We start from the raw sequence: 12,950 nt of genomic DNA, 5'->3' as shown, positions 1-12,950 counted from the left end.
GTAGCGCCGATGGTAGTGTGGCATTCGCCATGCGAGAGTAGGACACTGCCAGGCACCCAACACGAAAAACCCCGCTCGATGAGCGGGGTTTTTTATTGCCTGAAGATCAGTGCATTGACTGATAATTGAGCTTTAACACTCCTGCAGTTTGACGATGAGCTCCCTCCTCTCCCAAAACCTCTCCCCCTTTTCTGTTCGATATTTATCCATTGGCGCGGCGTGCTGGATATAAAAAGCACAGAATGTGATGACTCTACCTTTCTTGTGATGCCTGCTCTGCTTTAATTCGTCTGCCCACGTTCGATGGGCCAAGGAATCACAATAATCTGAGGAATGGACACATGTTCAAAAGAACAGTAACGATGATGCTGGCGGCGGGAACCCTGGTATTAGGCGGTTGCGCATCCAATGGCGGTGCAGAGCAGGCGGCAGACAACAGCGACTTCGGTGGCAAGTCCATCTACCTGCGGGGGGAGATGAACGACTGGATGGCGACCGATGAGAGCAAGGTGGTCAAGGTGGCCGACAAACTCTACATGGCCAAGGGAACGCTCAAGAAAGAGTGGGCGCCCTACAAGTTCAAGTTCGCCGATTCCGGCTGGAGCTGTGGCACCAACTTCGGCTACAAGAGTCCGAGTGACGGCATCGCCGTGCTGGGTGGAGAGCCTGTGCCGGTCAACCCCTGCTCCAAGTATGAGGACATGAAGTTCTCGCCGGATGCCGACGGTGTCTACGAGTTCTATCTGAATATGGCGGGTGAGACGCCGAGCGTGTACGTCAAGAAGCCCTGAAATTCCTCCTCCCGTTAAATTCATCGGGAAATGAACCGGTTAAATGCCCTGGCCCAAATATCTGCTGGCCGGGGCATTTTTTTAGGATAGAATCGGCGCCCCGTGAGAGAGATACTATATATAGTGCTATATGGTTGACATTGAACCTATTGGTTGTGTTTTTGACTCTGTCATGACGTTGTTGCATTCACATAAGGTGGCTTGAAAATGGCTAAATCCAACCCTGTTCTGGAGAGTGGACCCAACTCTGCCCTCATCCCCATGCAGGAAACCTCCCTCGAGATCTGGGACAGCAAGTATCGCCTCAAGAGCAAGGATGGGGCGCCCATCGACGGCACCATAGACGAGACCTATCAGCGGGTTGCCCGTGCGCTGGCGGCCCAGGAAAGCGAGCCCGATGCCTGGTATGAGCCCTTCCTGTGGGCCCTGCGCAATGGCGCCATCCCGGCGGGTCGTATCACCTCCAATGCTGGGGCCTTCGAGCACAAGCCGGCCACCTCGACCATCAACTGCACCGTCTCCGGCACCATCGAGGATTCGATGGATGACATTCTCGGCAAGGTGCACGAGGCCGGCCTGACCCTGAAAGCGGGCTGCGGCATCGGCTATGACTTCTCGACCCTGCGTCCGCGCGGTGCCTTCGTCTCCGGCGCCGGGGCCTATACCTCGGGCCCGCTCTCCTTCATGGATATCTACGACAAGATGTGTTTCACCGTCTCGTCGGCGGGTGGCCGTCGCGGCGCCCAGATGGGCACCATGGATATCCGCCACCCCGACGTGATCGAGTTCATCCAGGCCAAGCGGGAAGATGGTCGCCTGCGCCAGTTCAACCTCTCCCTACTCATCACCGAAGAGTTCGTCAAGGCGGTGAAAGAGGATGCGCCCTGGCGACTCATCTTCCCCTACACCGCCAAAGAGGTGGAGCAGGACGGCATCGCCCTGGATGATCCCGCTCAGGTGCTCTGGGCCGACTGGCCGAACAAGGAAGGAGTGGTGATCAACGCGCTGGGGCAGGTGGCCTGCAAGGTCTACAAGACCCTGCCAGCGCGCAAGCTGTGGAACGTCATCATGACCTCCACCTATGACTATGCGGAGCCCGGTTTCATCCTGATCGACAAGGTCAACCAGATGAACAACAACTGGTTCTGCGAGGAGATCCGCGCCACCAACCCCTGTGGTGAGCAGCCCTTGCCCCCCTATGGCGCCTGCCTGCTGGGGTCGGTCAACCTGACCAAGTTTGTACGCGATCCCTTCACCGAGCGGGCCACCTTCGACTGGCCCGCGTTTCGCAAGGTGGTGGCCATCTTCACCCGCATGCTGGACAACGTGGTGGAGATCAACCAGCTGCCATTGCCTAAGCAGCGCGAGGAGATCACCGCCAAGCGCCGCCACGGCATGGGCTTCCTCGGCCTGGGGTCGACCCTCACCATGCTGCAAATAAAGTATGGCTCTGCTGCCTCCGTGGCGTTTACCGAGCAGGTCTCCCAGGAGCTGGCCATGACCGGCTGGCAGGAGTCCCTGGCGCTGGCGAAGGAGAAGGGCCCGGCTCCCATCATGGAGCAGGAGTTCGAGGTGACCGGCAAGATGCTGCGGCTGCGCCCCGAGATGGCGGCCGATGGCATCAAGCTCGGCGACAAGGTGAAGGGCAAGGTGCTGCATGCACGCTACAGCCGCTACATGCAGCAGGTGGCCGAGGTGGATCCCGCCCTGGTGGCCGCGCTGGCCGAGGTGGGTGGGCGTTTCACCCACCACAGTAGCATAGCGCCGACCGGCACCATCTCTCTGTCGCTGGCCAACAACGCCAGCAACGGCATAGAGCCGAGCTTCGCCCATCACTACAGCCGCAACGTCATCAAGGCGGGCAAGAAGAGCAAGGAGAGCGTGGATGTCTACTCCTTCGAGCTGCTGGCCTATCGCGAGCTCGTCAACGCCGGTGCCATGCCCTACACCGAGGATGAGGCCTGCCGTCTACCGGATTACTTCATCACAGCCGACGACATCAGCCCGGCCCAGCACGTGGACATCCAGGCCGCGGCCCAGCGCTGGATAGATTCGTCCATCTCCAAGACCGCCAACGTGCCGACCGACTTCCCGTTCGAGCAGTTCAAGGACATCTACATGTATGCCTCGGACTCCGGCCTCAAGGGGTGCACTACCTTCCGCTTCAACCCCGAGGCCTTCCAGGGGGTGCTGGTGAAGGAGAAGGATCTGGAGAACACTCAGTACGAGTTCACTCTGGAGGATGGCTCCGTCATCACGGTGAAGGGGAACGAAGAGATCGAATACGATGGTGAGCTGCACACCGCCGCCAACCTCTACGACGCCTTGAAAGAAGGCTATTACGGCAAATTCTGAGAACAGATTATGGTCAAGAAGATCGACAGGAAAATCGTCGCCTACAAGGTGAAAACCCGGGATGAGCCGCAAGAAGCACCGGCTCCCCAGGATGACGTGGTACACATGCACGAGACTGTGCTGCGTCCGGAGCGGCTGATGGGCACCACCTACAAGCTGAAGACGCCGGAGCATGTCTCCGAGCACTCGCTATTCATCACCATCAACGACATCATTCTCAACGAGGGCACAGTCCACGAGACGCGCCGTCCGTTCGAGATCTTCATCAACTCCAAGAGCCTGGAGCACTACCAGTGGATAGTGGCGCTGACCCGCATCATCTCTGCGGTGTTTCGCAAGGGCGGGGATGTCACCTTCCTGGTGGAGGAGCTGAGGTCCGTGTTCGATCCCAAGGGGGGCTACTGGAACAAGGGCAAGTATGTGCCGTCGCTCATCGCCGAAATTGGCAACGTGATCGAGACCCATCTCACCGAGATCGGCATGCTCAAGGCCACTGGGCTGGATGAGCATCAGCAGGCGTTTCTGGCCGAGAAACAGGCACAGATGCAGGCCGAACAGGAGGCTGACGCTCAGCAGTCAGGCAGCGGCTTCCCGGCCAGTGCTGCGCTCTGCTACAAGTGCCACACCAAGGCGCTGGTGCAGAAGGATGGTTGCATGACCTGCCTCAACTGCGGCGATTCCAAGTGTGGCTAATGGGGCCAACAGGGGCATAAATCAGCTTAAAAGACCGGCCTGTGGGCCGGTCTTGTTTATTGATTGCTTTATATACAGTCAGTTAGGACGGACAAGGGAAATGTTGCACACCGGTAAATTCGGGCGTAGCGTGAGGGGTAATAAAACTGTCACGGCCGTGTGGTTTCAATGACATCTGAGATTCACACACGTGGCACCTTCAGTGCCAAGGAGGATGCTTATGGACAACACGGACCGAAAGCTGTTTATCCTGGATACCAACGTTCTGCTTCACGAACCCCTCGCCATCTACTCCTTCAAAGAGCACGACGTGCTCATCCCCATGACGGTGCTCGAAGAGCTCGACAACATCAAGGATCGCCAGAAGGACGTCAGCCGTGATGCCCGCATCGCCATCCGAGCCCTGGAAGACGTGTTCCGCGATGCGACCCCGGAGCAGATAGTGCAAGGGGTGGCGCTGGCCGGCGAGGCGAGCGGTCGCATCTCCATCTTCAGCGATCACCATCTGCCCCAGGATGCCGAGGTGTTCACCGACAAGGAGGCGGACAACCGCATCATCAACGCGGCCCTCTACCTGCAAAAGCACGAGATGAAACGCCAGGTGGTGCTGGTGACCAAGGACATCAACATGCGCCTCAAGGCCAAGGGGGCGGGCCTTGCCCATGTGGAGGATTATCGCAGCGACCAGCTGATCGACGACATCCGCCTGCTGGCCAAGGGCTTCCAGGTGGTGCCAGGCAGCTTCTGGGAGCGGGTCGGCGAGTGCGACAGCGAGACCCATGGCCGCGACACAGTCCACGTGATCGACTCGAACCTGCTGGAGGGGGTGCACGTCAACCAGTACCTGCTGGACGAGGAGAACTTCTTCGCAGCCAGGGTGCTGAGCCACGACGGCAACAAGATCCGCCTCAAGGATCTGGGCCGCGAGCGGCTGATGTCACGCAAGGCCTGGGGGGTGCATCCCAAGAACATCTATCAGGGCATGGCGCTGGACGCCCTGCTGGATCCGCACATCGATCTGGTGATCCTGACCGGCCCGGCGGGCTGCGGCAAGACCCTGCTCGCCATGGCGGCGGCCCTGGAGTTGGTGATCGAGAAGGGGATCTACGAGAAGGTGATCGTCACCCGTAACACCCCGGAAATCGCCGAGAGCATCGGCTTCCTGCCCGGTACCGAAGAAGAGAAGATGATGCCCTGGCTGGCGGCGGTGACCGACACCCTGGAGGTGCTGCACAAGCAGGACGAGAACATGAGCGGGTCCCTCAGCTACATCATGGAGAAGGCCAACATCCAGTTCAAATCGGTCAACTTCATGCGCGGGCGCAGCATCCAGAACACCTTCGTGCTGCTGGACGAGTGCCAGAACCTGACCGCCTCCCAGATCAAGACCATCATCACCCGCTGCGGCGAGGGGACCAAGATCGTCTGCTCCGGCAACCTGGCCCAGATAGACTCCAACTACCTGAGCCCGGTGACCTCGGGTCTGACCTACATAGTCGAGCGTTTCAAGGACTTCGACGGCAGTGCCAACATCTTCCTGAACGGGGTGGTGCGCAGCCGGCTGGCTTCGTTCGCCGAGGAAAATCTCTGATTTAACGCAATCTCTGCATGAGAAAGGGGAAGCCGGACGGCTTCCCCTTTTTTGATCCCGTTGCCGTCATTACCCTTGTGTACGGCCAAGATAACGAAGCAGCCCGGGGTGTTCGCAGTCTTGCAGTATGTTCGGTTTACCCTGCAGGGCTATGCGGCCCTCGTCCACGAACAGCACCTGATCGGCGATCAGCTGGGCATCTTCCGGGGTTATGCCAGGGGGAGACCATCAGCTTGTTGGCCATCCACTATGGAGATAGAGCGCGACCAAGGTAACGCAGCAGCCCGGGGTGTTCGCTGTCTTGCAGTATGTTCGGTTTGCCCTGCAGGGCGATGCGGCCTTCGTCCACGAACAGCACCTGATCGGCGATCAGCTGGGCATCTTCCGGGGTTATGCCAGGGGGAGACCATCCACTTGTTGGCCTTCCACTATGGAGATAGAGCGCGACCAAGGTAGCGCAGCAGCCCGGGGTGCTCGCTGTTCTGCAGTATGTCGGGTTTGCCCTGCAGGGCGATGCGGCCCTCGTCCACGAACAGCACCTGATCGGCGATCAGTTGGGCATCTTCCGGGTTGTGGGACACCATGAGCACAGTGATGCCCTGCTCGCAGGCGAGGCGGGCCACCTCGGCCAGCATCTCCCGGCGCAGGGCGGGATCCAGGGCCGAGAAGGGCTCATCCAGCAGCAGCAGGGGTTTTCCCCGCACCAGGGCGCGGGCCAGCCCCACCCGCTGTTGCTGGCCGCCGGAGAGCTGCTCCGGCAGGCGGCTCAGCATGTCCCCAAGGCCGACCCGCTCTGCCCCCTGTTTCACCTGCTCGCGCTGGGCCTCGCTCAGGCGCAGGCCAGGGTGCATGCCGATGGCGATGTTGTCGAACACCGACAGATGCAGGAAGAGGTTGTGATCCTGAAACAGTGTGGTCACCGGCCGCTCGGCGGGGCCGAGCGGCAGCAGATCGACACCATCGAAACTGAGACGGCCGGACTCCACCGGCACGAAGCCGGCGATCATGCCGAGCAGGGTGGACTTGCCGGCACCGCTCGGCCCTATCAGGGCGGTGATTTCCCCCCTGGGCAGGGTGGCGCTGAAGCTGACGCGCCAATCCGGGTAGCTGGTGACCAGTTCATCGATGTTCAGCATGTTTTCCTCTCAAAGAGTCCGTTCGACCAGCCAGAACAGCCGCAGAAACGGTAGCGCAGGGTTTGTACCTCAATGCTCGCCATTTTTTCCTCCAAGACCCCGCTCAACCAGCCAGAACAGGGAGAAACAGAGCGTGAGCAGCAGCAGGGCGGTGGCGGCAGCCTCGGTCAGCCGGTAGCTCCCGAGCTGCTGATAGAGCAGCCAGGGCAAGGTGGTGAGGGCCTGGCTGCCGAACATGGCGATGGCGCCGAGATCCCCGAGGGACAATATCATGGAGAGCGCCATGGCGAGCGCCAGCGGGCGGCGCAGCAGAGGCCACTCCACCAGTCGCAGGCGGTGCAGGCCGCGCACCCCCAGGCTGTCCGCCAGCCTGTCGTATTGACGCACCACCAGCTGCATGGGGGCGCTGAGGGTGCGCAGCACATAGGGCAGCGCCATCAGGGCGTTGACCAGTACCACCAGCCAGGGGCCCAGGGCAAAGACGTCGGCAAAAGGCATGAACATGATGAAGAGCCCGGTACTCAGTACCACAGCCGGGATCATCAGGATCATGGAGCCGCTGGCCTCCCACAGGGCGGCGGCCCGCCGCTTGCGCCCGCGCACCCTCAGGTGGCGGCTGGTGAGCAGCAGACCGGCACCGAGCAGGGTCGCCAGCGACCCGGCCGCCAGGGCGATGGCCAGGGATTGACCGCCCGCCTGCCACAGCGCGGGGGATGCCAGCGCCGTCAGCAGGCCGGGGTTGAAACCGGCCACGACTATGGCCAGCAGGGGCGGCAGGAAGATGGCTAGCCCGGTGCAGAGCGCCACGGCATCCACCAGGCCTGCCCCCGGCTGATGGCGATCCGGCCTCAGGCAGGGGCGGCGGCTGGTGAGACGGCTGGCCGGGGTGGTCTGCAGCCTGTGTTGCAGCAGGAGCAGGGCCAGGGTCAGCAGCAGCTGCACCAGCGCGAGCCCGCCAGCGGTGGCGAGATCGAAATCGAAACGCAGTGCCTGATAGACGGCCACTTCCAGGGTGGTGGACTTTGGGCCGCCGCCCAGCGCCAGCACTGTGGTGAAGCTGGTGAAGCAGAGCATGAAGATGAGGCTGGCGAGCCCCGGCAGTATGCCGCGGATGAGCGGCCACTCCAGCAGCCGGAAGATGTGGGATGAGCGCATGCCGAGCTGGCTGGCGAGGCGCCAGGAGGTCTCGGGGACGCTCTCTATGCTCTGCAGGATGAGTCTGGCTGCCAGCGGCATGTTGAAGAAAACATGGGCCAGCAGGATGCCGAACAGGCCGTACAGGTAGTTACCGGGATCCAGCCCCAGGCCGCGCAGCAGCTGTGGCAACCAGCCCTGGCGGCCGTGCACCGCGACCATGCCAAAGATGGCGATGATGACGGGCAGCACCAGGGAGAGGCCGAACAGCTTGAGCAGCAAGGCCCGGCCGGGGAAGCGGCGCCGCGCCAACGCTCTTGCCACCGGAATGGCTACACCTAAGCTCAGCAGGGTGGAGAGCAGGGCCTGCCCCAGGCTGAAGCCCAACACATGGCGCAGATAGGGATCGGCCAGCAGAGTGCGGGGAGACAAGGTGCCCGCCTGCCACAGCAGGGCCGCGAGCGGCCCGAGGGACAACAGCAGGATCAGCAGGGTGGCCGCACTGCCCGGCAGCCACCAGAGGGGACGAGAGCCTGCGTTCACTGGGTGACGGCTTGCAGCCATTCGCGGATCCAGTTCTTGCGATTGGCGGCCACGTCATCAGAGGTGAAGCTCAGCGGCTTGGCGACCGTGATCATCTGCTCGAAGCCCTTGGGCAGCGGCTGGTCGATCACCGGGTACATCCAGTTGCCGGCAGGGATCTCCTGCTGGAAGGCGGGGCTGACCATGAACTGCAGGAACTGGTCCGCCAGCTTGTCCTGGGCAGCGCTTTTCAGCTTGGCGGCCACTTCCACCTGACGGTAATGCCCCTCTGCGAAGGCGGCCGCCCGGTACTGGGGCTTGTTCTCGGCGATCAGGTGATAGGCGGGGGAGCTGGTATAGGAGAGCACCATGTCCGCCTCGCCGTCGAGGAACATGCCATAGGCCTCGGACCAGCCCTTGGTGACGGTGACCGTCTTTTTGGCCAGCTGTTCCCAGGCGGCAGGGGCCTGATCGCCATAGACAGACTTCATCCAGAGCATCAGCCCCTGGCCCGGGGTGGAGGTGCGGGGATCCTGATAGATCACCTTGAGATCCTGGCGTTCCACCAGCTCTTTCAGGCTCTTGGGGGGCTGCTTGAGTTTGTCCTTGTCGTAGACGAAGGCGAAGTAGCCGTAGTCATAGGGGACGAAGGTGTCATCCTGCCAGCCACCCGGCACCTTGAGGGCGTCAAGCCTGGTGTGATGAGGGGCGAACAGGCCGCTCTGCTTGGCCTCGCTGACCAGGGCATCATCCAGCCCCAGCACCAGGTCTGCCTTGCTGTGCTGGCCTTCCAGCCGCAGCCGGTTGAGGATGGCGACACCGTCTTCCAGGGCCACCAGATTGAGGGTACAGCCGCACTCCTTCTCGAAGGCCTGCTTGATCTTGGGACCCGGGCCCCATTCGGCGGCGAAGGAGCCGTAGGTGTAGACGGTGAGGGTGTCGGCGGCAAATGCCTGGGCAGAGAGCAGGCCGGTCGCGAGCAGCAGCAGGGTCTTCATCAATGGCACTCCTGTGGGTACTGAGGTGCCATGGGCAGCGGTCTGCACATCAATGGCACCTCTCTTGTGGTGAGGGCCAGCGGATGAGGGCGCAAAAAACGCGCGCCATGCCTCAAATTCCTCCGCCAGCATTATCTGGATCAGGTTCACGGGTATAATCTCAGCGGTAAACCGCACCCCGTTTGAGCAACGAACCGCATTGTATTGACCTTCTTTGGGGGAGGCCAGCACTATGTTTCACGGGCCGCGCCGTGCGAGCCACCACCAAGGAGGATGCCCCCAGTGATCACCAGCACCAAGGAAAGACGTGCCTTCCAGCGCATGGTCATCAACGCCCCTGTCACCCTGTTCCAGCACCAGCAGGTGCTTGAGGGAGTCTGCCGGGATCTCAGCGCCAATGGCATGGGGGTCGAGGTGAACGAACACGGGTTTGATCTGGCCCAACCCATCCGGGTGAGCCTGGCCACCAGCAGCAACCTGCTGCCCCCCTTCGAGGCCCAGGCCCGCATAGTGCGGGTGCTGGAGGAGGAGGGCGGGCTCTTGCTGGCGTTGGAGTTCCTGCCTCTGACCTGAGTCCGCACGCCACCCTGTTCCATCGACCAGCCACCGGCTGGTCGATGCATTTTCGGCCCGGGCCAACCTTGCCTTCCCGCCCGGATCGCCGCTCCGGGTGAGACTCAGTTGCTGGCCAGCACGGGTTGGACGCTCAACTGCTTGCTGTCGACCAGCGTCTTGCTGGTGGCGGCGAGCTGGCCCATGGGGAGCTGGGCTGGGCCGGTCGGTTCCAGCAGCAGATAGGTTTCCCCTTGCCAGCTCAGGGTCGCCTGACCCGGGCCGGCTGGCAGCGCCACCCCCAGCAGGGCATGGCCCGGCACGAACACCATGGCCTGCTTCAGCTCGGGAAAGCGCTGGGCCAGCAGAGCCGCCATCAGGGTCACCTTGCTGTCGCAATCCCCCCGGTTCTGCTCCAGCACCTGGCGCGGGCTCAGAAAGCCCTTGCCCGAGCGCCCCGACTGGCTGTCGAGCAGCTGATAGGGGATGGCCTGGATGAAGTCGAGCATATGGGCCACCGTCTTCTGGCGCGCCTCTGTCTCTGTGGCGCCCTCCTGCTTGAGCTGCTCGGCCAGGGGCGCCAGTTCGGCACGGCTCTCCAGGGCGATGCGCACATGATCCTGCTTGATGGCGGGGGCGCCGTCGGGCGGGGTGAAGGGCTGGAAGTAGTGCTGCTTGAGCCACTCGGCCTCCAGTCTGGCCTGCTCCGGCTTGACCCATAGCGAGGCTTCCCTGGCCTTGTCGGCGTTGCGGCTCTTGAGGCTGAGGGCGAGGCTGGGGCGGGAGAGGGAGAACTGCACCTCGGGGAATTCAAGCTCCGCCTGCCGCAGCAAGCTCTGCAACACCTCCTCCTGCATCCTGGCCGGGCGATAGGCGATGAGCGGCGGCAGCTTGCCCGCCTCCAGCCGGTAGCTGAGTTGCTGGGCCTTGCCTTCCCTGTCCTGCCAACCGACGTTGAGCTGGCCGCCGTTGCTGTTGAAGTAGGTCTGTCCGGCGCTGGCCGGGAGGACGAGCAGCATGCCAAGCAGCAGGGAGAGGGCGCGGGTCGTCTTCATCATCCTTTCCTGTCGGTGAGCCCATGGTGGCTGGGCGGGAGTGAGAATAAAACAGGGAGCCTCGGCTCCCTGTGGATTCTACTCGCTTTCTTGCCGCTGGCGCGTCAAATCCAGCTCGGCTGCTTTGCCTCGAAGGCGCTGATGGCGGCTTCGTGTTGCAGGGTCAGGCCGATGGCATCCAGCCCGTTGAGCAGGCAGTAGCGGCGGAACTCGTCGATCTCGAAGCCGAACGTGAGCGCGCCGGCGCGCACCTGGTTCGCCTCCAGGTCCACTTCAATTTCTATGCCCGGATTGGCCGCGACCAGCTGGAACAGGGCCTCGACCTCTTCTTCTTTCAGGCGTACCGGCACCATGCCGTTGTTGATGGCGTTGCCGTAGAAGATGTCGGCAAAGCTCGGGGCAATGATGGTCTTGAAGCCGTAGTCCGCCAGCGCCCAGGGGGCGTGCTCGCGGCTCGAGCCGCAGCCGAAGTTCTCCCGGGCCAGCAGTATGCTGGCGCCGGCGAATTGCGGCTGGTTCAGCACGAACTCGGGGTTGGGCTGCTCCCCGGCATCGTCAAGGAAGCGCCAGTCGTGGAACAGGTGCTTGCCAAAGCCGATGCGGTTCACCTTCTGCAAAAACTGCTTCGGAATGATGGCGTCGGTGTCGACGTTGGCGCTGTCGAGGGGAACGACGATCCCTTTATGCTGTTTGAAACCTGTCATCTTGTTCTCCTCGTAATTACAGCGCGCGAATATCGGCGAAGCGGCCGGTGACGGCGGCGGCGGCGGCCATGGCCGGGCTCACCAGATGGGTGCGGCCGGCACGGCCCTGGCGCCCTTCGAAGTTGCGGTTGCTGGTGGAGGCGCAGCGCTCTCCCGGTTGCAGCCGGTCGTTGTTCATGGCCAGACACATGGAGCAGCCGGGCAGGCGCCACTCAAAGCCCGCCTCGAGGAAGATCTTGTCCAGCCCCTCGGCCTCGGCCTGGGCCTTCACCTGCTCGGAGCCCGGCACCACCAGGGCCTGTACCCCAGCGGCCACCTTGCGGCCACGGGCGATGGCGGCGGCGGCACGCAGATCCTCGATGCGGCTGTTGGTGCAGGAGCCGATGAACACCTTGTCGATGGTGACGTCACAGAGCTTCTGGCCCGGCTGCAAGTCCATGTAGGCAAGCGCCTTGCGGGCGGACTGCTGCTCCATCAGATCGCTGAAGGATTCCGGCGCCGGAATGGGTTCATTGACGGCGATCACCTGGCCCGGGTTGGTGCCCCAGGTCACCTGAGGGGCGATGGCGGCGGCGTCCAGCACCACTTCGGCATCGAAGGTCGCGCCCTCGTCGCTCTTGAGGCTCTGCCAATGGGCGATGGCCTGCTCCAGCGCCTCGCCGGTGGGGGCGAATACCTTGCCGCGGATGTAGTCGATGGTGGTCTGATCCGGGGCTATCATGCCCGCCTTGGCGCCGAGCTCGATGGCCATGTTGCACACCGTCATGCGCCCTTCCATGGAGAGACCCGTGATGGCATCGCCTGCGAACTCCACCACGTAACCGGTACCGCCGGCAGCGCCGACCTTGCCAATGATGGCCAGCACCACGTCTTTCGCGCTGATGCCTTCGGCCAGCTTGCCGTTGACAGAGATACGCATGGTCTTGGCTCGCCCCTGCTTCAGGGTCTGGGTCGCCATCACGTGTTCCACTTCGGAAGTGCCAATGCCGAACGCGAGCGACCCGAAGGCGCCGTGAGTAGCGGTGTGGGAGTCACCGCAGACTATGGTGGTGCCGGGCAATGTGATGCCGAGCTCGGGGCCCATCACGTGGACTATGCCCTGGTATTTGTGGTTCAGGTCATAGAGACGGACCCCGAACTCCTTGCAGTTGGCTGCCAGGGTTTCCATCTGGATGCGGGCCATCTCGCCGGAGGCGGCGATGTCCTTGGTGGTAGTGGAGACGTTGTGATCCATGGTGGCCCAGGTCAGATCCGGGCGGCGCAGCGGGCGCTTCATGGCGCGCAGGCCGTCGAACGCCTGCGGGCTGGTCACTTCGTGCACCAGGTGGCGGTCGATGTAGATGAGGGGGGTTTCCCCTTCCACTTCCCGGACCACGTGGGCGTCGAACACTTTCTGATAGAGGGTCTTGGACATTGCTC

11 protein-coding genes, 1 pseudogene and 1 riboswitch are annotated in these 12,950 nt (G+C 62.5%); of the genes and pseudogenes, 5 read left to right on the top strand and 7 right to left on the bottom strand.

Going from position 1 to position 12,950, the window contains the following annotated elements; all coding sequences use genetic code 11:
• Positions 1–341 precede the first annotated feature (341 nt).
• The 4 genes from AC3WR3_RS16080 to AC3WR3_RS16065 all read left to right on the top strand — a co-directional run bounded on the left by AC3WR3_RS16080 (position 342) and on the right by AC3WR3_RS16065 (position 5,430).
• Positions 342–791, top strand: a complete 450-nt coding sequence (locus AC3WR3_RS16080; RefSeq protein ID WP_492292293.1) for a pullulanase — start codon at positions 342–344, stop codon at positions 789–791.
• 207 nt (positions 792–998) lie between these two features.
• Positions 999–3,146, top strand: coding sequence for an adenosylcobalamin-dependent ribonucleoside-diphosphate reductase (locus AC3WR3_RS16075; RefSeq protein ID WP_492292291.1), 2,148 nt, complete (start codon positions 999–1,001; stop codon positions 3,144–3,146).
• Between the two features lie 9 nt (positions 3,147–3,155).
• Positions 3,156–3,839 (top strand): TSCPD domain-containing protein, encoded by a 684-nt coding sequence (locus tag AC3WR3_RS16070; protein ID WP_139435098.1) that lies wholly within the window; start codon positions 3,156–3,158, stop codon positions 3,837–3,839.
• A gap of 220 nt (positions 3,840–4,059) precedes the next feature.
• The gene (locus tag AC3WR3_RS16065) at positions 4,060–5,430 is read left to right on the top strand and encodes a PhoH family protein (RefSeq protein ID WP_139435097.1); all 1,371 of its coding nucleotides are present in this window, start codon (positions 4,060–4,062) and stop codon (positions 5,428–5,430) included.
• Between the two features lie 69 nt (positions 5,431–5,499).
• Here AC3WR3_RS16065 and AC3WR3_RS16060 read toward each other — a convergent pair.
• From AC3WR3_RS16060 to thiB, 4 genes and pseudogenes are all read right to left on the bottom strand, one after another.
• Positions 5,500–5,637: pseudogene (locus AC3WR3_RS16060) on the bottom strand (thiamine ABC transporter ATP-binding protein); the annotation flags it as partial.
• 221 nt (positions 5,638–5,858) lie between these two features.
• On the bottom strand, positions 5,859–6,566 hold the full coding sequence (gene thiQ, locus AC3WR3_RS16055; protein WP_454010244.1) for a thiamine ABC transporter ATP-binding protein: 708 nt from the start codon (positions 6,564–6,566) through the stop codon (positions 5,859–5,861).
• 69 nt (positions 6,567–6,635) lie between these two features.
• Positions 6,636–8,264 carry a thiamine/thiamine pyrophosphate ABC transporter permease gene (thiP, locus tag AC3WR3_RS16050; protein WP_492292289.1) on the bottom strand — a complete coding sequence of 543 codons (1,629 nt, stop codon included), beginning with the start codon at positions 8,262–8,264 and terminating at the stop codon, positions 6,636–6,638.
• Complete coding sequence (gene thiB / locus AC3WR3_RS16045; RefSeq protein ID WP_139435091.1) at positions 8,240–9,220, bottom strand: thiamine ABC transporter substrate binding subunit; 981 nt, start codon at positions 9,218–9,220, stop codon at positions 8,240–8,242. Before thiB ends, thiP begins: the two co-directional genes overlap by 25 nt.
• Before the next feature lie 100 nt (positions 9,221–9,320).
• Positions 9,321–9,411, bottom strand: a riboswitch (TPP riboswitch).
• Between the two features lie 91 nt (positions 9,412–9,502).
• Here thiB and AC3WR3_RS16040 point away from each other — a divergent pair.
• The gene (locus AC3WR3_RS16040) at positions 9,503–9,793 is read left to right on the top strand and encodes a PilZ domain-containing protein (RefSeq protein WP_005323856.1); all 291 of its coding nucleotides are present in this window, start codon (positions 9,503–9,505) and stop codon (positions 9,791–9,793) included.
• A 104-nt stretch (positions 9,794–9,897) separates the two neighbouring features.
• Here the strand turns inward: AC3WR3_RS16040 and AC3WR3_RS16035 are convergent, their stop codons facing one another.
• The 3 genes from AC3WR3_RS16035 to leuC all read right to left on the bottom strand — a co-directional run bounded on the left by AC3WR3_RS16035 (position 9,898) and on the right by leuC (position 12,945).
• Positions 9,898–10,827 carry a transglutaminase-like domain-containing protein gene (locus AC3WR3_RS16035; protein ID WP_492292287.1) on the bottom strand — a complete coding sequence of 310 codons (930 nt, stop codon included), beginning with the start codon at positions 10,825–10,827 and terminating at the stop codon, positions 9,898–9,900.
• Between the two features lie 104 nt (positions 10,828–10,931).
• On the bottom strand, positions 10,932–11,531 hold the full coding sequence (gene leuD / locus AC3WR3_RS16030) for a 3-isopropylmalate dehydratase small subunit (protein WP_163149573.1): 600 nt from the start codon (positions 11,529–11,531) through the stop codon (positions 10,932–10,934).
• 16 nt (positions 11,532–11,547) lie between these two features.
• Complete coding sequence (gene leuC / locus AC3WR3_RS16025) at positions 11,548–12,945, bottom strand: 3-isopropylmalate dehydratase large subunit (protein ID WP_427253131.1); 1,398 nt, start codon at positions 12,943–12,945, stop codon at positions 11,548–11,550.
• Between the last annotated feature and the right edge of the window lie 5 nt (positions 12,946–12,950).

Source organism: Aeromonas sp. EU05-FHT14A05, assembly GCF_058791175.1.
This window is presented reverse-complemented; position numbering and strand designations above follow the sequence as displayed.